This is a genomic window from Bacillus sp. SRB_331 (assembly GCF_003264175.1).
GTDB classification, from domain to species: domain Bacteria; phylum Bacillota; class Bacilli; order Bacillales; family Bacillaceae_G; genus Bacillus_A; species Bacillus_A mycoides.
In genome coordinates this window covers 138,585-161,878 of sequence record NZ_NADV01000001.1, presented here as the reverse complement: position 1 = coordinate 161,878, position 23,294 = coordinate 138,585, and the positions used below count along the sequence as shown (strand labels likewise).

Below are 23,294 nucleotides of genomic sequence, written 5' to 3'. Positions count from 1 at the left end.
AAATAAAGAGAAACCTTTATAATTTGTTTTATAAATAAAAAGAGACTGCCTATGGCAATCTCTTTTATTCATTAACGGAAAGAAGATACGTTGTTACCCATTGCTTCGTAGTAATCTAAAATACCTTGATAAATAGCTTCTGCTGCACTTTGTCTCTGTTCTGGTGTAGCAATTTTATCAGCATCGCTTTTATTATCTACAAATGCTAATTCTGCTAATACAGCTGGCATCGTATTTTCTCTAATTACATATAAATCGCCTTTCTTCACACCGCGATCTTTTGTTCCAAGTGCATCTACAAGACGCTCTTGAATTTTCTCTGCTAATAAACGACTTTCTGATACATTCGGGTTTGTCCCTCTTGCTGTCGCTGATTCATAGTAGAATGTTTCTGTACCTTGTCCTTGTTTACTATCCGTACCATTACCATGAATACTTACAAAAATATCACCTTTATTTGCCTGAGCAAATTCTACACGTTTTTGTAAAGACTCAGCTGCAGTGTTTCCTGGACGTGTATCATTCTCACGAGTTAACAACACAGTAAACGGTGTCTTTTTCTCAAATATTTTCTGTAATCGTAATGATACATCTAATACGGTTTTACTTTCTTTCTCATAATAACCAGGGTTCCCCGAATCAATTCCACCATGACCTGGATCAATAATAATCGCTTTACCTTCTAGGAAGTTACCTTGCTTCACTGGGTTTAATTGATTTTTATCCACCCATTGGAAACCAGCCCCCATACGGATACGAATCCAGCTATCTTTTTCTTCAATAACAGTTACTTGTTGTGCTTTATGTGTGCCTGCCACTGTAGACGTATGTGAAGCTTCTTGATATGTAGTGAATTCTTGATTAATAGACTCTGTTTTTTCTTGTAATGGTGTCCACTTCTCACCTTTACTTGTTACAACCTTCAACCAACCGTCCGTTCTTTGCTCTTTCACTTCAATCATTTGTGGCTTATGTTGAACGTCAGTAATACCAGATGATAACGATGCTTGATGATATGTAATAAAGTTTCTATTCATATACATTCTTTTCGATGTATTTGTTTTATTTTTATCTGCCATCGCGATGAACTGAGCTGCTTCAGCACGACTTACAGTACCATCAGGCTTCCAACCATTTCCTGTACCTATTGAAATCTCTAAAGCTACTAAAATATTAGCTTGTTTCTTACCCCAATGAGGTTCCAAATCTTTAAACTGTGTTGGAAGTTCTCCAATAATTTTCTTATCTAATGAATATGCTTGTACAAGCATAGATGCCATTGATGCACGGTTAATTTGGCTTGATGGATTGAATTTCCCAGTACCATCTCCATTAATTACACCTGCTTTTTCTACCGCAGCAATATATGGTGCTGCCCAATGAGTTTGCGAATCTTTAAAAGATGGTTTCGCTTTTGGATCAATTGGTAAGCCAAGAACTGCTGCTAATATTTTTGCAGCTGATCCTTTATCTACTGCTTCAGATGGAGAAAACGTTCCATCTGGTTTTCCATCAAGCGCTTTTTTCCCTACTAAATAGTCAACCGATTCCTGCGCCCATGTAGGAACATCCGAAAACTTTTTCCCTGCTGCGAAACTACTTACTGGAGATGATAATAAACTTGCGGCTAAAATACCAGCCGCGACTGCACGATACTTCATAAAAAATAATACTCCTCTCAAAAATCATTTATAATAACGCGTAATCTTAATATGCAAATCATAATAAATCCGGACAAAAAAAATTAGTGCGCCTCTATCATTCTATAATACTAGAATTCTGTAGTAAACCTACTTTCTTAATATTGTAAAATAAAATACAATTTAAGTAGTTTTTATACACAAAAAAGTGGCTGATTCATAGAATCAACCACCCTCTCACTATTCTACTATCATTTCTGATAACACATATGCATAAACAAGTGCTTCTGTATGTGCAATTGAGCTTTCATGCGTACGCTCAAATGCGTGAGAAGAATCAATACCAGCTCCAATTAACGCATGTTTCACATCAAATCCGGCGTGAATCGCAGCTGATGCGTCTGATCCGTAGTATGGATAAATATCCACTTTATATTCAATAGCGTTCGCTTTCGCCAGTTCAACTAAATGCTTACGTAAAGCGTAATGGTATGGACCGCTAGAGTCTTTCGCACAAATGGATACTGTATATTCATCAGATGTTTGTCCATCACCTAACGCTCCCATATCAACTGCTAAATATTCTACCGTTTCTTCTGGAATATTTGAGTTTCCACCGTATCCAATTTCTTCATTATTAGAAATTAAGAAATGTGTTGTATATGGCAATGTTACCTTTTCATCTTGCAATCTTTTAATCAATTTTAATAGAATTGCTACACTTACTTTATCGTCTAAATGACGTGATTTTATGTATCCACTCTCTGTAATTTGAACGCGTGGATCAAATGAAACGAAGTCTCCTACTTCAATTCCTAACTCACGTACTGCATCTGCTGAAAAGACACGCTCATCAATACGCACTTCAATATTTTTCTCATCGCGCTTCGCTTCCCCTGCATCTTTGTACACATGGACAGAAGTTTGATGCATTAAAATTGTACCTGTATATTTCTTACCGCTTGACGTTTCAATTTCGCAATATTCCCCTTCTACAGAGTTCCAGCGAAATCCACCAATCATAGATAGACGAAGACGACCGTCAGGCTTAATTTCTTTCACCATCGCACCTAACGTATCAACGTGTGCAGTTAATAAACGATGCTGCTCATCATTCTTTCCTTTAACCGTTAAAATAAGAGCGCCTTTATTATTACGCTTCGTCTCTACATTCCATTCACTTACATAATTTTCAATAAAACTAATAATTTTCGCCGTGTTTCCAGATGGACTTGGAATAGAGACAAGCTCCTTAATAAGTTCCATCGTTTCTTTCGTATGATGTGCCATTGTCGTTTCCTCCTCATTTTCTCTACTATTTAGTATAGCGAAATTACGATAAAACCTCTACTCATATAGTTTAATTTTCTAAATTATAATAAAATTCACTTTATCCTAATCTCAATGACAAAAAAGCACCGCATTATCTCCATTAACACTGTGCTTTTTCTATAAAGTGAAACTTTAATCAGCCCGCATCAATCGGGCTTTTACGGGCAGCCCGACTCCCTCGCATTCGCCGAATTTTGAGTTGGGGGTCTTACTGCCCGCAAATAGCGGGATAAAACTACTCTTCCGAAACGTCCATCAAATAAATCCCTCTTGTAAATCCGCCGCGCTCTTCTTCTTTTTTCTTACGAATAAGCTCTATATCTCCCATTGTTGCACCTTCTGCACGCGCTAATGAAATAATAATTTCAAGTGCATCTGCAAGTGAATCTAGCGCATGTTCACGCTCTTTCATCGAAGCAAATTCACGAATTTCTTCTGTACCAATTTTCGCTAACGCTTGTATGTAAGCTTGTCCTGTTAATTTTTGTGCTGTATATGTTTTTCCAGACATCAAAATTTTCTCTGGGACACGATCTCTTACTAATCTGTTATAAGTTGACATCACTTTTCCTCCCACTTTTAATAACACCCAAGCTCTGCTTTATAGAAAAACCACTCTTTTCTCACACAAGCACTTAACATATCAATTCCTGATCCGTGCGCCTTTACTACCGGAAAGAAGTAATGCTCTGGTTCTTCTTTCTTATCGCCGTATAAGGTTTGGTACTCATCAGGAATCGCCTCTTTTTTCACATCCCGTTCTTTCTTCACTTCACCAGAGAAAGCAACAGTTGGATGTCCCTCAAAGAATAATCCAGTCCGTACCGCAAGAGATGGTGTACTATGCAAAGCATAATATGTAAGTAAAATAATAACGATAACACCGATAATTTTCTTCATTTATTACTCCTAAAAAAAGTGCTAACACAATTATACTAAAATGTGTTAGCACTTTCTTCCCTTTATCTCGAATTAACGGGCAGTAAAATTAATAATCCGCGGGGGATAAACAAATCCCCACGGATTAAAGTTTCACTTTATTCCCCTTTAAATGCTGGTAAACGTTTTTCTAGAAAAGCAGCAATACCTTCTTTATGGTCCGCTGTTTGTCTCATCGCATATTGACCACGCTTTTCGAGCTGAAGCGTTTGTTCTAAATTAGAACGATTTACTTCACATAAAATTTGTTTCGTTTGAATCATCGCCTTGATTGGTTTGTGTAACCATTCATTAATTTTTTGCTTCACAGCCATTTGGAAATCCTCACCGATTACTTCGTCAATTAAACCGATATCTAGCGCTTCTGTCGCTGATAATTTCTTCCCTTCCCAAATGATTTTCTTCGTCATATTTTCACCGACGCGCTTTTGAAGGAAGAAATGGCCGCCACCATCTGGAATTAAAGCGATTCCAATAAAGTTCATCGCAATAACTGATGATATATCTGCCATGACATAATCAGCTGTTAATGCAATACTTAATCCAAGTCCAGCAGTCGGCCCATGAATTGCACTAATAACAAGCTTCGGCATCGTATATAACGTCACAACGATTTCAGAAATTGTATTCATGATGCCTTCAAACTTACTTTCATCATTACTTGAAAGCATTGATTTAATATCTCCACCCGCAGAAAAACCACGGCCACTTCCACACAACACAACAACGTGAACAGAACTTTCCGCCACTTCTTTCAACTTTTGTAATAACTCTTTTAACGTTGGTTCATCTAATGCATTTAAAACCTCTGGACGATTAACCATAACCGTTGCTACGCGCCCTTCATATTTCACAACAACAGATTCCGTTTTACTTGTTACTTCCATTATATATACCCCTCTTTTCTACATAAAGATTATACTTATATAATTATAGAAAGCATGTTAAAAATCCTTCTTTTTTCTTAATTTTCTGTCTAATAACCTCATAATTTGTATATATCTCCGTATAAAACATACAATTTCGTTAAAAAATATAGAAATTAAAGTCGGTTTATCCATGCTTTTCATCTATTTACCATTACAATGAAATGGTGTATTCTTAAGTTTGATGCAAAAAAACAAATATTGAAATTCATTCGCCTTATTATGTAAATAAGGCTTTTATCCCCATCTCTTGGGTATTGAACTAAAGGAATGAAGAAATGGAGGAATATATGGTTAATAAGTTGAAACAAACGGATAACTACTTCCCGCATTTCCTATTGCTATTCATTGTGTTTCAACCAATTTTAGATTTATTAACGTCTTTTTCAATCTATGTATTACACATGAGCGCAACAGTTGGAATCGTAGTCCGTTTCGCCTTTATGCTTCTTGCATTAGGTTATCTACTTCTTCATAGAAATCAACATGGAGCGAAAAAGTACATTCTCTATTTATGCCTACTCGGTATCGTACTAGCAATTGGTCTTGCAAATAATATGATGATTAAATCTCCAATTTCATTTGGCGAAGAAGTGAAATTTATTTTAAAGAGCATATATCCAATTGTGCTACTGTTTGGATATATTATCGCCTTTAAAGAGTTAAAAAATAAAGAATATACATTTCATAAAATCATTACATATTTCTTATATGCAACTTTAATTTTAAGCATCACACTAATTGTTGCAATGCAAACTAGTACAGATTTCCCAAGCTACCCTCACTCAAAGATCGGTTCAAGAGGTTGGTTCTTTGCTGGAAATGATTTAAGTTCTATTTTTGCAATTATGTTCCCAATCGTAGTGTTATATTCGATTTATAAAACAACTTCTTTCTCGAAAATCTATTACTGGATTCCAACAATACTCGCGATGTATGCAAGTATTATGGTCGGAACGAAAGTAGGATATGGTGCAATTGTTCTAACGCTTGGCGTGGCACTTTTATTCTCATTCATTGAATATATGGTTCATCGCAAAAAAGAAGGAAAAGGATTCACATATCTCGTAAATACAGTTGTTGCCGCTATTATACTAGGAGGTTTAATTGCCCTTACACCGCATACTCCTATCGCAAAAAATATGGGCATCCACATGCAAATATACGAATACAAAAAATCAGTACAAGAAGAAAAGGATAGAAAAGAAGGAAAAATAATTAAAGAAGATCCTGACGCAGAGAAAAAACATGCAAAAGGTGAGCTAACAGACTCTGAGGTCAAAAGTTTAATTTACAGTGATCGCGATAAGTTTTTAAAAGTATACAAACAATACTATAAAGACGCACCACTATCACAAAAATTATTCGGAATGGGCTATGCTGGTAACTATACGGTTAAAATTAAATTAATCGAAATGGACTTCCATGACATATTCTTTGCATTCGGAATCATCGGTTCTCTTATTTACTTCATACCATTCCTTTACTTCGGTATTAAATTATTACTCAGCATCATAACAAACTTTAAGAAAATATTAACTGTGAAATATATGCTATTAGCTAGCACCGTTGTACTATCACTTGGAATCGGCTTTATGTCCGGCCACGTATTAACAGCGCCGTCCGTTAGTATTTTCTTCGTCGTAATACTCGCTTACTTAATTGTTGATTTAGAGGCGGAATAACGTGAAACCTTATTCAGTGGGGCTTTTGCTCATCCCCCACCATCGGGATAAATGAATAAAAAAACGCTTAGAGAAATAATTCTCTAAGCGTTTTTTTGTCCTAACACTCCCTTACCGCCTCTAGTATTCAAAGTACTAATTCTTTCTGCTCCAGTAATAAGTGGTTTTGCTCGTTTAATTAAATTTTGCGTAGACTCTAAAGTTAAAGATGCCTGGTGCGCATCTTCGCTATCCCATACCTCAAAAACATATACAGCATTCGGTTCATCATCAGAAGTACTTACACTATACACTTCACAAGTATCCCTAATGACTGCATTGATTCCTTCACCTCTAACAAAATGTCTGCTAATATATCTCGATTACTTTCTTCCACGATAAATTTGCCATACAATCCGAATTTACTCCCTATTCTCCTCCTTAGTTATGTCACTTCTCTTATCTCAAAATTAATAATCCCCATAAATCACTCAAATACCTTCTTTTCCATTAAAAAAAACACTGAATTGCCCACCTTTCTTATGTATTAAATTAGAATCTATTTATATAGAATAATTATTTTAATTGAATTATTAACATGCTAAAATATTAAAGGCACTATTATATAAAAGAATATATAATAGATATGTCGGTTTTTTTTGCACGAAATGTATTTTGAAAAAAGTGAGGAGAGTCCTTTGGTATTTAGTAGTTCTGTTTTCTTATTTATCTTTTTACCTCTCGTATTATTTTTCTATTTTATAGTGCGTGCCGAGCTACGTAATTTCGTATTACTTGCATTTAGTTTAATTTTCTATGCATGGGGAGAACCTCGATTCGTCCTCTTAATGCTCTTTTCTATTCTTTTAAACTACTGCTTCGGCCTACTCGTGCATCATTATGATAAACGAAAAAATATGAAAGTCACATTTTTAATTATGGCTGTGGTCGGAAATATTTTATTACTTTCTTATTTTAAATATATTTCCTTTTTCACAGACATTTTAAATCAAACTTTGCATTTATCTATTCATGTGGAACCTATTCCACTTCCGATTGGAATTTCATTCTATACGTTCCAAGCGATGTCATACGTCATCGATATATACCGTAAAGATGGCGCAGTTCAAAAGAATCCACTTAACTTAGCACTATATATATCAATTTTCCCGCAGCTTATTGCCGGACCAATCGTTCGTTACAATATCGTTGCTGATCAAATTAAAACGCGCATCCATTCTTTTGAACGATTTACAGAAGGTATCCAAATTTTCGTTTTAGGGTTAGCGAAAAAAATGTTAATCGCCAATCAAGTTGGATTTGTCGCAGATAAAATCTTTGCCTTACCACCGTCTGAAATGAGCGCTGGAACGGCTTGGATTGGTATTATCGCCTATACACTTCAAATCTATTTCGATTTCTCAGGATACTCTGATATGGCAATTGGACTTGGAAAAATGTTCGGATTTGATTTCCCGAAAAACTTCAATTATCCGTACATCTCGAAATCCATTTCAGAATTTTGGAGAAGATGGCATATTACACTAGGCTCTTGGTTCCGCGACTATATATACATTCCGCTCGGCGGAAACCGTGTATCCAAACTAGCAAATTACCGTAACCTCTTCATCGTATGGGGATTAACCGGTTTATGGCACGGGGCAAGCTGGACATTTATCGCCTGGGGATTATATTACGGCTTTATTATCTCGATTGAAAAAGCTGGATTCGAAAAAATATTAAACAAACTATGGAAACCGCTGCAACATGCATACGTATTAATAATCGTTATGATCGGTTGGGTCTTCTTCCGAGCTGATAACTTCGCCTACTCGTTCCAATATTTAAAAGCGATGTTTGGCATAGGGAGGCAATCTTTCATCGATGACAACACAATGCTATATATACATGAATACATTGTCATATTTATCATTGCCTTTATCGCAGCGACACCAATTTTAAAACGAATTAAAAACATACTAGAACTTGAGCCAAAAACGTATATGTTCACGATGCAATTTGTACGTCCTATATTATTACTAACATTATTTATGATTTCGGTTATGTACTTGATTAACTCAACATATAATCCATTTATTTATTTCAGGTTTTAACTTATCCCGCTATTTTCCGGGCTGTCCACCTCAAAATTCAGCGAAAGCAAAGAAGTTAAGTTGGGGGTGGGCTGCCCGGAAAAGCCCGATTGGTTAAGGCTGATAATCAGTGGTGGATGAACAAGACCCCCACTGATTAAAGTTTCACTTTATGTAGGAAGGAAAAGTTATTATGAAAAAATTGGGGAACCTCATCCTGTTTATCGGTTTTCTCACCATTATCTTTTCATTTGGCATATTATCGCTTCTCAAAACTGACCGAGCAGTTTCGCCCGTTGAAAATCGTCCGCTCGCTCAAAAACCAGCTCTTACAAAAGAAGTTGCCTTAAATGGTAGTTTCTTTAAAGACTTTGAGACATATACAAACGATCAATTAATCGGAAGAGATGATCTCATAAAAAACTATACACTTACCCAAATTAAAATGGGCAAGTCTCTCATTAACGATATTATTCTAACAGATGATAAATGGCTTCTAAAAAACCCTGCTTGGGCTACAAAATATAATGAGATTGACCAAGCTATGCCAGCTGTAAACGACTTATCTCAGTTTTTAAAAGAACAAAATATTGAGTTTTACTTTGCTTTACCACCGTCCAAAACGAATGCTTTATCATTTAAATTACCTTCTCATATTCACACATATGCACAGGAAAATTTAAATTACTTTCTAAATAAACTTCCTGCGGACGTAAAGCCAATTAAACTCATGGATTATTTTAAGAAAAACTATACAAATGAAGAAATACAAAGTATGTACTTTAAAACAGACCATCACTGGAATATGGATGGTGCCTTCTTAGGCTATCAATATATAATGAACACAATCGCGCAACAATCTTCTATATATAAAGGAAAAGAAATAAAAAAAGAAGATTACACTCGTACGTGTGCTCCAAATACACATCTAGTCGGAAGCTTTAACAACCAGCTTTACCAACTGATCGATGCGACTGGAGAAAAACTATGCTACTACACACCGAAAGACGGTTTCAACTTTACGAGCGTAGCCGCAAAAGATGTAAATGGCACAGTATATCGCACATTAGATGAACTATACGGCGTAGAAAAACAAAATGATACAACATCATACGCAGGTTATTATGCAAATGACTATCCAGAAATCGTCATCGAAAATAACAATGCACCAAATGAAGTACGCGCCTTAGTCCTAAAAGACTCATTCGCAAACGCAATCGTGCCACATTTAGCACAAAGCTTTAAGCATACATCCATCCTCGATCTACGTCACTATCACGAAAAGGATGTATATCAATACATTAAAGACAACAATATTAACATGGTATTGTTCGTGTATAGTGATTCGAATTTGAGTGGGGATATGTTTAAGGTTAAACAATAAAAGAAGCCTCTTGTAAAAATTACAAGAGGCTTCTTTTCGATATTTACGAAAAAAAATCAGTGGGGATAAATCCCCACTGATTTTTCACTCTATCTATAATCAACTTATAGATTTGGGTTGTTAAGCACGTTCACGTGTACAGCTTGTGAACCAATTTCGCTTGTTAGAACATCTTTCTCACCTAATACTTTGAATACTAATGTACCTTTGTCAGTGTACTTAGTAGTTAAAGTATTGTAAATGTCTGGATTGAAGTTTGGAAGTACAGAATCACTTGTTTGAGATACTGTTACATGACCAAGGTCTTGATCGAATAAATCGAAGTGAGCATTACCATTTGTATCAAGATAAAGTTTACCTTGGTTGTCACCAGATTTTACAACACGTACTTTATGTTGTGTTTCTTTCGTTAAGTTAATACCTTTAACGATATCATCAAGGTTACTGCCTTCAAGTTCTAACACAGTACCGATGTTAATTTTCTTCTCAACGAAGTTTTCTGTTTGAACTGGTTTGAAGTTTACAGATTTAATAGCGATTTTCTCTTGAACGATTTCGATTGTCGCTTTACCAGCAGTTGCACCATTTTTCGTTAAGTGGATATCAACTTTACCTGGTTTTAAACCTTTAACAACAACTTTATTTCCAACAATTTTAGCTTCAGCTACAGCTGGATTTTTAGATTCAACTACATAACCTTCTAAGTTTTCAGGATCAGAATATACGCGATCTGAAGTGTACTTAGATAATTGATATGCAACTGTGTTAGAAACATTTAGGTCAAGTTTTGTATCAGGTGATTGGCCATATTGACCTACTTTAGATACAAGCTCGAAGTTTTTGAATGCAACGTTACCTTCTGTTACGTTCACATATAATGAACCTAAAGTATCGCCGTTACCGTTTTGGAAGTGAACTGTACCTTCGCCAACTTCGTTACCTGTAATACCAACAGTTTTTGTACCAATTGAACCAGCATCAGTCGTTACTACATCTAATCCACCTTCTGCAACTACACCAGTTTTCGGAAGAACTTCTTTAATTGCAGCTGTGTTAGCACCAAATGGATCGCCATATTGGTCAGTTGTTACGAATGTAACAGGTAATGTTTTATTTTGAACAACTTGTAATTTGTCTGGGTTAGCTTTTACTGATTTTAATGTACGAGAATCAGTAGTTACTTTAAATTTAACGTCTTTCGTTACATCGCCTACTTTAATAGTAAGTGTAGCTTCACCAGCAGCCTCAGCAGTAATATAGTTGTTTACTACAGAAATAATACCGTGGTTTGAAGATTTAATGCTGATTGAGTTTGGATCAACAACTTTATCTTCTCCAGCAATTGTAGCAACTACGTTATGAATTTGTGCTTTTTCACCAACAACTAAGTTTTGGCTGTTTAGCTTAAAGTCTTTTCCAGTAAGTTTATTACCGTATACTACACCGTTTTTATCTGCATCTACCGCAAATACAGTGTTTTTAATTGCAGAAGCTGGTGTATCAAGGTTTTTCACTGTAATAATACCAGTGTTAGAAACTGTTAAACCACCGCGTTTTGTAACTTGTACTTCTACTTTTTGAGTTGTAACTGCTTTAGCAGATTCAACTGTTACTGCTTCTTTACCGAAATCTTTGTCAGTCTTAGCAATGAATTTAGCAGCTTCTGCACGAGTCACAGATTTATCTGGCTCCCAACCATTTCCAGTACCATTAGTGATATCTAAAGCAACTAGGATGTTAGCAGCTTTTTTACCCCAGTGTTTGTCTAAATCAGGGAATTTAGTTTCTAATTCTCCGCTTACTTTACTTTCTAATTTGTATGCTTTTACGATCATTGTTGCCATAGAAGCACGGTCAATTTGGTTGTTTGGATTAAACTTACCAGATTCATCCCCTTGAACCACACCAGCTTGTTCAACAGCTGCGATATATTTAGCAGCCCATGAATCTTGAGCATCTTTGAAAGATGGTTTTGCACCCTCTTTAACTTCTAAACCTAATGTAATTGCCATAATTTTCGCAGCAGAAGCACGGTCAATTGCTTCAGCTGGAGCGAATGTTCCGTCTGGTTTACCTTCGATTGCTTTTTTTGCTACTAAATAATCAATGTACTCTGCACTCCAAGAACCAGGTTCAACGTCTGGGAATGATTTACCTGCTGCTGCTACTGGAGATACAACACCTGCTACCATTGCTGCTGTCATTGTACCAGCGATTAATTTTTTGTAAGAGTTAGTCTTTGCCATTTTATATATTTCCTCCTTCAGGAATGTAATACTAGTTCCATAATGTTTTAAATAGATATTCTATTTAATGTTGAAACTAGTAAATATAAATGTAGTTAATATCCTACATATAGAAATGATTCCATAATATAGAATAATAAACATATTACACCGTTTTTACCCGAATTTAAATCCTTAAATTCGACAAAAAAGTGAATTTGCGTAATTCTAACGTTCACTTTTTTCGACTTTTAATTCAAATAACCCGATTATAAAATCAGAATATTTTAAATGTACGAAACAATTCGTCAGAACTACATTTGAGCAATATTTGTATAACCATTTACAACTATAGCAGAAAAACGTTTGCAATTTCAATATCTAATTATAAAGATATTACGACGTTAATCGACACGACGTTTTTATAACTTTCGGCATTATTCTTAAATTTATTTTTTTGAACAAAACCCACTTCATTATCCAAGTACTTTTATATAAAACGCTTTATACCAATATTCTTTATATGCTAATGTTAAGATTTTAAGATAAAAACATGCCTATTCCGGAACAACCAAACCTTTAATCTGTTATTTTTTTCGACATTATTCTACATTTTTGTATTTTTTGTCGGCATTTTATTTTTTCTTTCATACGCTTCTCTTTCGAATTCTTACTTACATAGCAAAAAAGAACAGGTGATCCCTGTTCTTTTTTCTACTCAATTATTGAATAAAAAGAGGAATGGCCTCTATTCCATTCCTCTTTTTATAGACTCTTTTGCATGTAAGTCATTAATAATATATTTGGACGCTATGGAAATTTGCTCTCGCAATTCCTCTACCCTTTGTCCTAACGTTTCCTGTACATATTCTGTCTGCTCTAATTGTTTAATCGCCATACTATGTAATGTTGCTGTCGTCCAGTCTCCATCCACATTCCCAATAATCGGCTGATTTACTTGTTGTAAAAACGAATCGATCTTTGGATCATATGAAATTCCAATCATAGGCGTGTTTGCAACTGCCGATAATATAAGAGCATGCAGTCTCATTCCTATTAAAAGAGAGCATTCTGATAAAATAGAGATTTTCTCATGAATATCCATTTTATAAGGGAGCATGTGCGCTTCTTCTCCCATCAAATTAATGATATCCCTTGATGCATTTTGATCAAATGGTCCATGCATCGGTACAAATAAAATATGGTATCCCTCTTGCTTAAGCTTTTTCAGCGTATCTGCTAACTTCTTCATATAATCTTCTTTTGCATCCCAGTACCTTACACTAACCGCAACGACCTTTCCTTGCAGCGCATGTTTTTGAAGCCAATCGGATTTCTTTTCTTCTGGCTGACAAGCTAATACTGGATCTGGAACAAGTTCGATGTCTTTCTTAATACCAATTTCTTTTAAGTACAAAAAAGAGTCTTCATCACGTACTGATATATATTCAGCCTTTGATACATGCCATTTCACTAATAAACGATTTTGCTTCTTCGTAATAGGTCCGATTCCTTGGGCGTAAATATAATACGGCTTTTTCAAAAAACGGGCAAGCCGCATAATACCCGTATAGTATAAAATACTCTTAATACTCGTCTTATCTTGTAAGAGACTTCCGCCTCCGCTAATTAAACCATTACTTCTCTTTATTTCTCGGTAAATCGCTCTTATATCCCATCGGTTTACTGCTTCTACACCGTACATTTTTCTTGTATAGTCGGGGTCATTTGAAAGTACAACAAGCTCAAGAGTAGGATCCTCTTCATGTAGCGCTTTAATAATTGATTGCAAAATTGCTTCGTCCCCAACATTATAAAAACCATAATATCCTGATAAAACTAACCGCACTCTTAATCTCCTCCAACATTTCGCAATCAACTCTTTTTGTAATTAAACAAATTGTTATCCATTCCTTGCCGAGAAAGGTTTGATAACTTCAAATTGATTTCTTTCACAAACATCTAACAAGTCATACCCATGTATAATATTGTTCATTTTCTATAATCAACGATTTTATTTACGTAAAAATGGAATTTGTTCTTTCGATATCCAGTTTAGTTTCAATGCACATATGCCATATAACACTGAAGCTATACTTAGCGCTACAGCACTATATATCATTGCTAAAATCCTGGAATCTGTCACATTGATTAATGTAGACCCAAAGTATAATGCTATACCTAAAATACTAGATACTCCAATCACAGCCAAAAATTTCCCTATAGCTATTGGATAGGAAAGATCTTTTCTAATATAAATATGATTTGCGATACAAATCATTATATAAATAATTAGAGTACTATACGCTGCTCCATTTATACCGAATTGGTTTACTAGCGCTATATTTAATACAATTTTTACAAAACTTACACCGATGACAATCCATGCTGCTTGCATCGAACGATTAATCCCTTGCAAGATTCCTATTGATAATACCATAAGTGATGTGAAATACGAGCTACCAATTAAAATAGCTAACATGCCACTTCCTTTTGTATCTGTAAATAATGCAACATTAAGCGGTACTGCAAGCGCCATAAGCCATATCGTTATCGGCATTGTTAAAACGTGCGCAAATTCATTTGTACGTTTTACTGTCAGTTTAGCTAAAGCTATATCTTTTTTTGTTAAAGCAGCTGTTAATAATGGAATTAACGGAAATACTATCGCACTTGCAAATACAACAATTAATTGCGTAAATGCAAAACCACGGCTATATATACCAAATTGTTCCTGAATAGTTGTAGAAGATTCATGTAGCACATGTGGAATTGTTACAGAATCAACTAAATTTAAAACAGGCATCGATAACGCTCCGATTGCAATTGGAATTGAAACACGAAGTATGTTTTTCGCATTTGTCTTAAAATCTTGTAATGAATATGTTTCGCTCTTATAGCGATACGTGCTTTTCACATATTTCATTCGCAAATATATGAGTGACGTAATAACACCAAAACAAGAACCAATCATTGCTCCGCCTGTTATGATATCACTACCTTTATTCCAATATACAAATATATAGGCTATTGTTAGCATAAAGAATACGCGTATCAACTGTTCAATTACTTGTGATACACCAGTAGGTATCATATCTCCGAACCCTTGGAAATATCCACGGTACACTGCCATATACGGTGCGATTAATAAAGCAAACGAAGTAACAATTAATGCTAGCCTCGTCTCTTGCCCACCAAGCATATTTGCAATGCCACTCGATCCAATGATAATAATTAAAAATCCGAGCACCCCAAATATAACACCGATAATAGATGCGGACGTAAACAATTTAGCTATTCCGTCACGATCATTCTTTTCATGAAGATCAGCTATTAACTGGGATATTGCTAGCGGGACTCCCGCTACTGATAAAGTTAAGGCTATCATATATACAGGAAAAACAAGGCGAAAAATTCCAAGTACTTCATCCCCTGCTATATTTTGCAATGGAATTTGAAAAAAACTCCCCACTACTTTCGATATAAACGTTGTAACGGTTAAAATCGCAGCGCCTTTTACAAACTTTTTATTCATCTTCTATCTCTTTTCTTTCAATATATAATCTACATAAAATATTAAATCCATATTATTCATTCATCTTGAGAATCATCACTTTATCTCATTTAGTTATCATACCAAATTTCTTATATATTGAATACTCTCTTTCTTTTTATGTTTTAAATATAATATGTGCCATATATATGTTTTTTTATCCAGTATTTTCTTCAATTTACTACTTCTACTTGTTCAAGATAAACATGTGCTATAATGTAGCTATTGTCAGTAAGAGGAGTGTTTACAACATGCTGAATTCGGTAAAGAAATTGTTAGGAGATTCTCAAAAAAGAAAGCTAAAAAAATATGAACAACTCGTTCAAGATATTAATGATTTGGAAAAACAAATGGCTGATTTACCTGACGAAGAATTACGTCACAAAACTGTCACATTCAAAAGTATGCTTAAGGATGGTAAAACAGTTGATGACATAAAAGTAGAAGCATTCGCTGTTGTACGCGAAGCCGCAAAACGCGTGCTTGGATTACGCCATTACGATGTACAGTTAATCGGAGGACTTGTATTACTAGAAGGTAATATTGCGGAGATGCCAACTGGTGAAGGAAAAACATTAGTCTCCTCTCTCCCAACATATGTACGTGCCCTTGAAGGAAAAGGCGTTCATGTTATTACTGTAAACGATTACTTAGCGAAGCGTGATAAAGAGTTAATTGGCCAAGTTCATGAATTTCTAGGCTTACAAGTTGGATTAAATATTCCTCAAATCGATCCTTCTGAAAAGAAACTTGCGTACAAAGCTGATATTACATACGGTATTGGAACAGAGTTTGGCTTTGACTATCTTCGCGATAATATGGCTGCTTCACAAAATGATCAAGTTCAGCGCCCCTATCACTTTGCTATTATCGATGAGATTGATAGCGTTTTAATTGATGAGGCGAAAACGCCACTTATCATTGCTGGGAAGAAATCAGGTAGCTCTGATTTGCATTATTTATGTGCAAAAGTTATTAAATCATTCCAAGATACCCTTCACTATACATATGATGCAGAATCGAAATCAGCTAGTTTTACAGAAGACGGTATTACAAAAATAGAAGATTTATTTGACATCGATAACTTATATGATTTAGAGCATCAAACTCTATACCATTATATGATTCAATCATTACGTGCCAATGTCGCTTTCCAGCTTGACGTTGACTATATTGTGCATGATGAAAAAATACTACTTGTAGATATTTTCACAGGACGTGTTATGGATGGTCGCTCTTTAAGTGACGGCTTACATCAAGCACTAGAAGCAAAAGAAGGTTTAGAAATTACAGAAGAAAACCAAACACAAGCTTCTATTACAATTCAAAACTTCTTCCGTATGTATCCGGCATTATCAGGTATGACAGGTACCGCAAAAACGGAAGAAAAAGAATTCAACCGTGTATATAATATGGAAGTTATTCCAATTCCAACGAACCGTCCTATTCTTCGTGAAGATAAAAATGACGTAGTATATGTAACAGCTGATGATAAATATAAAGCTGTGCGTGAAGAAGTTCTAAAACAGCATAAGCAAGGGCGCCCTATTTTAATTGGGACGATGTCTATCTTGCAATCTGAAACTGTTGCTCGTTATTTAGATGAAGCAAACATAAAGTATCAATTATTAAACGCTAAAAGTGCAGAGCAAGAAGCAGACTTAATTGCAACTGCTGGGCAAAAAGGTCAAATTACAATCGCTACAAATATGGCAGGCCGAGGTACTGATATTTTACTAGGAGAAGGTGTCCACGCCCTTGGTGGATTACATGTAATTGGAACAGAACGTCATGAATCTCGCCGCGTTGATAACCAGCTTAAAGGACGAGCTGGTCGCCAAGGTGATCCGGGAAGCTCTCAATTTTTCCTATCTTTAGAAGATGAGATGCTAAAGCGCTTTGCTCACGAAGAAGTAGAAAAGTTGGAAAAATCACTGAAACCTGACAAAACGGGACTTATTAATACATCTAAAGTTCATGATTTCATTAACCGTACACAATTAATTTGTGAAGGTGGTCATTTCTCAATGCGTGAATATAATTTAAAATTAGATGACGTAATTAATGATCAACGTAATGTTATATACACACTACGTAACAACCTTCTAAAAGAAGAAACAAATATGATAGAACTTGTTATTCCAATGATTGAACACTCTGTGGATGCAATTGCTAAGCAGCACCTTTTCGAAGGAATGCTTCCTGAAGAATGGGATTTCACTAGTTTAACAGCATCTATTAAAGAAGTTTTAGCGGTTGAAACTTTGCCGCCATTATCTGCGAACGACGTACATTCGCCTGAGGATTTACAAATCGTTTTAAAAGATACAATTTCTAGTTATATCGAACGTGTACAAGAATTAAATGACCATGTGGATTTACAACAATCACTGCGCTACGTTGGTTTACACTTCCTAGATCAAAACTGGGTAAATCACTTAGATGCAATGACTCACTTGAAAGAAGGTATTGGCTTAAGACAATATCAACAAGAAGATCCAACTCGCCTTTACCAAAAAGAAGGTTTGGATATTTTCTTATACACTTACGGTAATTTTGAAAAAGAAATGTGCCGATATATCGCGAGACATTTAGCAGTTCCAGAAAACGTACAATCATGAGGTGAAAATTTATGTTATCATTCCTGAAAAAGGCAAAGAAAAAAGGAAAAGATACTACTGTTTCTAGTAATCAATTATTTGGACAAGAAGAAACTACTTCTCAAAATAAAACGGTAAAGCCAGTTCTTTACTTCCATCCTAGCTGGGGTAACGTAGCACAAGAACAAAAATACATTTATCAATTTTTACATAAAGAATTACCACGTTTACAAGAATATCAAATTTCTTTATCAGGAATTGAAATTGAAAAACGTGATGGCGCATACGATGTAGCTGCATTCATTCGCAGCAGTGTCCCAAAACCAATTTCTTTCGAAGAAGTTACATTACTTCTATTAAACAAAGATAAAAAGCTGTGCGCACGTAAAACATTTAACCTATCTGCACTTGGCGATATTCCTGAAAACGTGAATATGCCTTTCGTATTTACATTTGAGCAAGAAACAATAACGGAAGCTGAACTATCTCAATCAGATTGGGAATTAGCTTTCGAACTTGAAAGTAAGCATCAACTAGATTTAGATCCATCTTGGGAATCTCAGTTACCTGAAGCAAGCAAAGATGCTTTACGTAATTTTGTAGACAATTTAACACCTCCAAATGAAGGTGAAATTAACTTCCTAGGTTTACAAGCCGCACTGAAAGAGAACGGTGATTTACATACAACACTTCTAATTCGTAACGGCTGTAAAGATAACATTCAACTAGAACAACTTCCTCTTCATATTGAAGATGCTTCTGGAGAAGTCGTTGTTAAAGGTGCTTTCACGTTACCGAATCTTGAAATTAAAGCGAATACTACAAAACCGTGGTCATTTGTTTTCCCTGCTTCATCCATCTTGAAACAAAATATGGATTTATCTAGCTGGAAAGCATTTGTACCACAAGACTAATATACAAAAAAGCCTATCCTAAAAGATGGTCATCACACCTTTAGGATAGGCTCTATTTTTTATGTAAAATCTACTTCGTTACTAATAAACGTTCAATATGATACTCAGCTTCTAGTTTACACATTTCATCTACATGCTTTACTTCGCTCTTGTTTAACAGCTCTAATTGTTCTTCGCTCGGCTGCTCACTAATAAGCTCATTAATTTTTTCATTTACTTTCATCGCTAATGCTTGATGGAAATCTGGATGTCCTTTCAACTCGTCATCTACTTTATTAATCCAAGTTGATTTTGTGTATAAATATTGTTTCCACTGTTCAACAAATTGCTGCATATCAAATTTTTCTTCATTCCATTCAATTTCTTTCATATATCTCTCAAAAGAAACAACAATTGATCGTGTAATCCCGATCTTCACTCCATGTGGTAACTGTTTGTACATCAAATATTCCCTCCAGCTTAAAGCTCTTCCTTCTGAATATAAAGGAATCTCAAAATTCATATACCTTCTTATAATAGCACATTGCTAATCTAAGATGTTACTATACTGTGTAGAAAATCAATTGTCAACAAACGTATAACATTTAGATATAATGATTTTATACATAGTAAGCACATATACAAATAATAAGAACCTTCACACTCTATAACGCAATTCATGTGAAGGTTCTTATTGTTATATTGCCTTAACTTTTAAAAACTGCAGTTTCTCTTTTTGCTCATCATTCGCCATCATTACTATCGTCTTTTTAACATGCGGATGTACATGTTCAAGTGTCACACGCACTCCTGCTTTATCCGATTGCTCAACAAAGTTTAATAACGCCATAGCTCCTGATACATCCATATAACGTACATCTTTCATACGCAAACTAACTGGTGACTTCACATCTTGTAAAGAAGCAAAAATACGATCTACTGATAGAAATGAAAGTGGTCCCTGAATCGTATACGTCGCTTCTTTTTCTTTTATAATAGAAGCTTTACGTTCTTTACACTTCACCATGTATATAATGAAGGAAAGAATAATGCCAAACGCAACAGCAACCATTAAATCGAATTTCACTGTCACAACCATCGTCACGAACATAACAATCACATCACCTCTTGGCGCTACATGTGCTTTCTTCATGCTTTCCCAATCAAACATCCCGATGCCAGTTAAAATTAAAATACCTGATAATACAGCAAGCGGAATATATTGTACCACTGAACCGAGTCCCATAATGAAAATAAATAATATGACACTATGCATACAAGCCGACAGTGCCGTCTTCCCCCCGCTTCTTATATTGACGATAGATCTAACAGTTGCACCTGCTCCTGCTAATCCACCGAACAAACCACTCGCAATATTGCCAATACCTTGTCCGATTAACTCTTTATTACTTTTATGACGTGTCCCCGTCACATTATCCATTACGACAGACGTTAATAACGAGTCAATTGATCCTAGTAAAGCAATACTAAGTGCTGGTAATACAAGTGCTAACATGCCATTTGCGTCTAAATTCGGTACGTGAAGAGATGGCATCGCCTCTGGAATTGCACCTATTTTTTCAATCATCTTATTTAAAGAAAGAGTTCCTACAACTGGTAAGTTTACCGTAATTCCTTGTAGCATAGAAGAAAATAACGGCAACGTTACTGTAACACCCACTAATGCTACTAAACTTGATGGAATGGCCTTAATCCATTTTCCAGAAACAATCATTACAATGATCGTTAATAACACAAGCAGAAAGCTATTTTGTACGTGCTTCATTTCACCTAAAATAATAATCAGTGCAATCCCATTCATAAACCCTGAAACAACAGGATACGGAATGTAACGAACGTAAGAGCCGAGCTTACATACACCAAATAAAATTTGAAATAACCCCGCCATCATAAATGCAATAAAACTTGCTTCTAATCCGTGAGTTGCAATAACGCCCGTTGCAATAACTGTAATCGGCCCAGTAGGACCCGTTACTTGCCCCGGTGTACCGCCAAATAACGCCGCAAACAAACCTGCAAAAATTGCACCATACAATCCGACAAGTGCTCCCTCAGACGTTCCCGTTGCAGCAATACCAAATGCAATCGCTAGCGGCAAAGCAACAATCGCAACAGTAAACCCTGCTAAACATTCCTTTGCTATTTTTTGAAACATATAAATAACCACCTTCTTATAAAGTCCACGTTCCATTGTACATCTAAAACAAATCATTCGTTAGCGTATTTATAAAAAACTCTTTACAGTCTCGTGAAGTAAGCGTCTACATTTACAAATAGCCTTCCCAAGTCAAACTAAAAAACAGCAATATGACGAATCTACCTTTGGAAACAAACTTGACTATGCTATAATGAACAAATTAAATCTTTTACTATATACTTGGAGGCACTATGCTAACTTTTGAAGAAAAATTATCGATTATTGAATCTTTCCCGGAATTAGAAAGAAAGAACGTATCATTAAAACGCGTAAACTTTCACTTTGAAGAAAGTCGTTTAGATAAAAAGAACGTTGTATATCATTTACACCCAAATGGAAACGGATTTGTATATGCAAACTTCATTAAAGGTTATAGAACAGATGATAAAGGCATGATTAACATCCGCGAGTTTTCAGAAGAAGAACTGCGTTCATTAATTGAAAAAGTAATTGAACGTCTATCACAGGAGCAAGAGGAAATTGTAGCACCAATGGAACCTGCTGCCGAAGAAGAATGGCGTAACGAAGACGGACATATCCTAACTCTTATTCAAGAGGATGACATGTGGAACGTTTACGCTGGCGTAAACTTAGACGGTACATTCAACTCTTATCCAGAAGCTGCGGAATACCTTGATGAAGAAGGTTTCTCACGCAAATAATACGTTCCTTACTACTAAAGAGGGCCGTCCCAGTTTTTTTGGGGATGGCCCTCTTTTTATTAATAGGTAGGCTATCATTGTCTTATTTTGTAGTTAAGCCGATATCCTTTGTCGAAACGTCGATATATGTAGGGTTGCGTTCGATATAATTTCATGCACTGTTGCAATTTAACCCAATAAGAACATAAATCCATTTTGAAATTAAGCTTTTTGGACAGTCCCATCCATAAAATTATAGAATCAAAATTTCTTATTTTCACTATCCCCTATAAAAATTTGAATTTGACAACTATAAGACTCCGTATTAAAAAAATCATTAACTAACTCTACTTCAATAAAACTCTCCACTTCTATATTATTTTCTTTTGTATATTTAATTAGCGTATTTCGGCGTTCTTCTTCATTTTCTTTACTATACGCTAATGTTACATATTTCCCGCCCGGTAATACTTTTATATTTGGCATCTCTTCCATATGTACATGATCTTGTACTTTATTAAAAACATACTTTGGTTCTACATCCCACTTTTCATTGACATTATATAGAATACCCATTTCCATTGACATCTTATCTTCATACTCTTGAATGATTTTCTCTAAATTAGAATAATACAGTAACTCTTGTAAACTCCCCACTTCTTTGCATGGCGCTACAATCACATTCCGCTGCTCAAAGAACTGAATACACACTTCATCACCTTTTAATATTTCCTGTGAACTCCCTACTTTCTCATTTAACCCATCAATCGTTTCAATTACCTCTTTCATTTTCTTTATATGCTCTTCCGCTTCCGCCCTCTTTAATTGTAAAAATTGCAACAATTTATCCATATCACATTCCTTAAAAATCTCTTGAAGTTCTACTATACTGGTATTCAACTCTCTACAGCTTTTTATAATATCAATGTGAATGAATTGATCTATAGAATAATATCTATATCCTGTTGATTCATCAACATGTTTTGGAATAAGAATCCCCATCTTATGATAGTACCTTAACGCTTTTATCGTAATATCCTTTATTTTTGCAACTTCTCCAATAGAAAATAATGTTTTCACCTGAATCTCTTCCTTTTTATTTTTTCGCATGCAACTATTGACTCTCCCCTTAGAGGAGACATTACTATTTATAATAAGTCATTTACATTAATAAAGGGAGTATACG

General features: G+C 35.3%; 18 protein-coding genes. 6 read left to right on the top strand and 12 right to left on the bottom strand.

Annotation, left to right across the window (positions count from 1 at the left end):
- Positions 1–71: 71 nt before the first annotated feature.
- The 5 genes from B5P42_RS00880 to B5P42_RS00860 form a co-directional block, all read right to left on the bottom strand.
- The gene (locus tag B5P42_RS00880; protein WP_113733401.1) at positions 72–1,661 is read right to left on the bottom strand and encodes an N-acetylmuramoyl-L-alanine amidase; all 1,590 of its coding nucleotides are present in this window, start codon (positions 1,659–1,661) and stop codon (positions 72–74) included.
- A gap of 219 nt (positions 1,662–1,880) precedes the next feature.
- Positions 1,881–2,930, bottom strand: coding sequence for a M42 family metallopeptidase (locus B5P42_RS00875; protein WP_044438509.1), 1,050 nt, complete (start codon positions 2,928–2,930; stop codon positions 1,881–1,883).
- Between the two features lie 277 nt (positions 2,931–3,207).
- A complete protein-coding gene (locus B5P42_RS00870) occupies positions 3,208–3,534 on the bottom strand; it encodes a nucleoside triphosphate pyrophosphohydrolase (protein ID WP_113733400.1) in 327 nt (108 codons plus the stop codon).
- A 17-nt stretch (positions 3,535–3,551) separates the two neighbouring features.
- A complete protein-coding gene (locus B5P42_RS00865; protein ID WP_113733399.1) occupies positions 3,552–3,872 on the bottom strand; it encodes a hypothetical protein in 321 nt (106 codons plus the stop codon).
- A 137-nt stretch (positions 3,873–4,009) separates the two neighbouring features.
- Positions 4,010–4,798, bottom strand: a complete 789-nt coding sequence (locus tag B5P42_RS00860; RefSeq protein WP_113733398.1) for an enoyl-CoA hydratase — start codon at positions 4,796–4,798, stop codon at positions 4,010–4,012.
- A 329-nt stretch (positions 4,799–5,127) separates the two neighbouring features.
- Between B5P42_RS00860 and B5P42_RS00855 the strand changes: the two genes are divergently transcribed.
- A complete protein-coding gene (locus B5P42_RS00855; protein WP_113733397.1) occupies positions 5,128–6,522 on the top strand; it encodes an O-antigen ligase family protein in 1,395 nt (464 codons plus the stop codon).
- Positions 6,523–6,605: 83 nt separating this feature from the next.
- Here the strand turns inward: B5P42_RS00855 and B5P42_RS00850 are convergent, their stop codons facing one another.
- Positions 6,606–6,815 carry a putative quinol monooxygenase gene (locus B5P42_RS00850; RefSeq protein ID WP_002035192.1) on the bottom strand — a complete coding sequence of 70 codons (210 nt, stop codon included), beginning with the start codon at positions 6,813–6,815 and terminating at the stop codon, positions 6,606–6,608.
- A 384-nt stretch (positions 6,816–7,199) separates the two neighbouring features.
- Between B5P42_RS00850 and B5P42_RS00845 the strand changes: the two genes are divergently transcribed.
- Positions 7,200–8,615 carry an MBOAT family O-acyltransferase gene (locus B5P42_RS00845; protein ID WP_113733396.1) on the top strand — a complete coding sequence of 472 codons (1,416 nt, stop codon included), beginning with the start codon at positions 7,200–7,202 and terminating at the stop codon, positions 8,613–8,615.
- Positions 8,616–8,787: 172 nt separating this feature from the next.
- Positions 8,788–9,978: a secondary cell wall polysaccharide O-acetyltransferase PatB1 gene (patB1, locus tag B5P42_RS00840; protein ID WP_033730866.1), complete on the top strand. Its 1,191-nt coding sequence runs from the start codon at positions 8,788–8,790 to the stop codon at positions 9,976–9,978.
- 104 nt (positions 9,979–10,082) lie between these two features.
- Here patB1 and B5P42_RS00835 read toward each other — a convergent pair whose 3' ends face one another.
- From B5P42_RS00835 to B5P42_RS00825, 3 genes are all read right to left on the bottom strand, one after another.
- Positions 10,083–12,224 (bottom strand): S-layer homology domain-containing protein, encoded by a 2,142-nt coding sequence (locus B5P42_RS00835; protein WP_113733395.1) that lies wholly within the window; start codon positions 12,222–12,224, stop codon positions 10,083–10,085.
- A gap of 727 nt (positions 12,225–12,951) precedes the next feature.
- A complete protein-coding gene (gene csaB / locus B5P42_RS00830) occupies positions 12,952–14,052 on the bottom strand; it encodes a polysaccharide pyruvyl transferase CsaB (protein ID WP_002010918.1) in 1,101 nt (366 codons plus the stop codon).
- A 165-nt stretch (positions 14,053–14,217) separates the two neighbouring features.
- Positions 14,218–15,738 (bottom strand): putative polysaccharide biosynthesis protein, encoded by a 1,521-nt coding sequence (locus tag B5P42_RS00825; RefSeq protein WP_078203454.1) that lies wholly within the window; start codon positions 15,736–15,738, stop codon positions 14,218–14,220.
- A 269-nt stretch (positions 15,739–16,007) separates the two neighbouring features.
- Between B5P42_RS00825 and secA2 the strand changes: the two genes are divergently transcribed.
- Both secA2 and B5P42_RS00815 read left to right on the top strand, forming a co-directional pair.
- On the top strand, positions 16,008–18,377 hold the full coding sequence (gene secA2 / locus B5P42_RS00820; RefSeq protein ID WP_113733394.1) for an accessory Sec system translocase SecA2: 2,370 nt from the start codon (positions 16,008–16,010) through the stop codon (positions 18,375–18,377).
- A gap of 11 nt (positions 18,378–18,388) precedes the next feature.
- Positions 18,389–19,270, top strand: a complete 882-nt coding sequence (locus tag B5P42_RS00815; protein WP_113733393.1) for an accessory Sec system S-layer assembly protein — start codon at positions 18,389–18,391, stop codon at positions 19,268–19,270.
- 70 nt (positions 19,271–19,340) lie between these two features.
- Here the strand turns inward: B5P42_RS00815 and B5P42_RS00810 are convergent, their stop codons facing one another.
- Both B5P42_RS00810 and B5P42_RS00805 read right to left on the bottom strand, forming a co-directional pair.
- Positions 19,341–19,712 (bottom strand): hypothetical protein, encoded by a 372-nt coding sequence (locus tag B5P42_RS00810; RefSeq protein ID WP_002125538.1) that lies wholly within the window; start codon positions 19,710–19,712, stop codon positions 19,341–19,343.
- A 234-nt stretch (positions 19,713–19,946) separates the two neighbouring features.
- Positions 19,947–21,425: a SulP family inorganic anion transporter gene (locus B5P42_RS00805; protein ID WP_113733392.1), complete on the bottom strand. Its 1,479-nt coding sequence runs from the start codon at positions 21,423–21,425 to the stop codon at positions 19,947–19,949.
- Between the two features lie 233 nt (positions 21,426–21,658).
- Here B5P42_RS00805 and B5P42_RS00800 point away from each other — a divergent pair, with 233 nt between their 5' ends.
- Positions 21,659–22,129, top strand: coding sequence for a hypothetical protein (locus B5P42_RS00800; protein WP_002010927.1), 471 nt, complete (start codon positions 21,659–21,661; stop codon positions 22,127–22,129).
- Positions 22,130–22,369: 240 nt separating this feature from the next.
- Here B5P42_RS00800 and B5P42_RS00795 read toward each other — a convergent pair whose 3' ends face one another.
- On the bottom strand, positions 22,370–23,218 hold the full coding sequence (locus B5P42_RS00795) for a MerR family transcriptional regulator (protein WP_113733391.1): 849 nt from the start codon (positions 23,216–23,218) through the stop codon (positions 22,370–22,372).
- Between the last annotated feature and the right edge of the window lie 76 nt (positions 23,219–23,294).

Bases quoted from the DNA above. Each gene is read 5' to 3' on its own strand.
- B5P42_RS00860 (WP_113733398.1), bottom strand. From the start codon at position 4,798: ATGGAAGTAACAAGTAAAACGGAATCTGTTGTTGTGAAATATGAAGGG.
- B5P42_RS00835 (WP_113733395.1), bottom strand. From the start codon at position 12,224: ATGGCAAAGACTAACTCTTACAAAAAATTAATCGCTGGTACAATGACA.
- B5P42_RS00855 (WP_113733397.1), top strand. From the start codon at position 5,128: ATGGTTAATAAGTTGAAACAAACGGATAACTACTTCCCGCATTTCCTA.
- B5P42_RS00800 (WP_002010927.1), top strand. From the start codon at position 21,659: ATGCTAACTTTTGAAGAAAAATTATCGATTATTGAATCTTTCCCGGAA.
- patB1 (WP_033730866.1), top strand. From the start codon at position 8,788: ATGAAAAAATTGGGGAACCTCATCCTGTTTATCGGTTTTCTCACCATT.
- B5P42_RS00805 (WP_113733392.1), bottom strand. From the start codon at position 21,425: ATGTTTCAAAAAATAGCAAAGGAATGTTTAGCAGGGTTTACTGTTGCG.
- B5P42_RS00815 (WP_113733393.1), top strand. From the start codon at position 18,389: ATGTTATCATTCCTGAAAAAGGCAAAGAAAAAAGGAAAAGATACTACT.
- secA2 (WP_113733394.1), top strand. From the start codon at position 16,008: ATGCTGAATTCGGTAAAGAAATTGTTAGGAGATTCTCAAAAAAGAAAG.
- B5P42_RS00795 (WP_113733391.1), bottom strand. From the start codon at position 23,218: ATGCGAAAAAATAAAAAGGAAGAGATTCAGGTGAAAACATTATTTTCT.
- B5P42_RS00875 (WP_044438509.1), bottom strand. From the start codon at position 2,930: ATGGCACATCATACGAAAGAAACGATGGAACTTATTAAGGAGCTTGTC.
- B5P42_RS00870 (WP_113733400.1), bottom strand. From the start codon at position 3,534: ATGTCAACTTATAACAGATTAGTAAGAGATCGTGTCCCAGAGAAAATT.
- B5P42_RS00825 (WP_078203454.1), bottom strand. From the start codon at position 15,738: ATGAATAAAAAGTTTGTAAAAGGCGCTGCGATTTTAACCGTTACAACG.
- B5P42_RS00880 (WP_113733401.1), bottom strand. From the start codon at position 1,661: ATGAAGTATCGTGCAGTCGCGGCTGGTATTTTAGCCGCAAGTTTATTA.
- B5P42_RS00865 (WP_113733399.1), bottom strand. From the start codon at position 3,872: ATGAAGAAAATTATCGGTGTTATCGTTATTATTTTACTTACATATTAT.
- B5P42_RS00810 (WP_002125538.1), bottom strand. From the start codon at position 19,712: ATGTACAAACAGTTACCACATGGAGTGAAGATCGGGATTACACGATCA.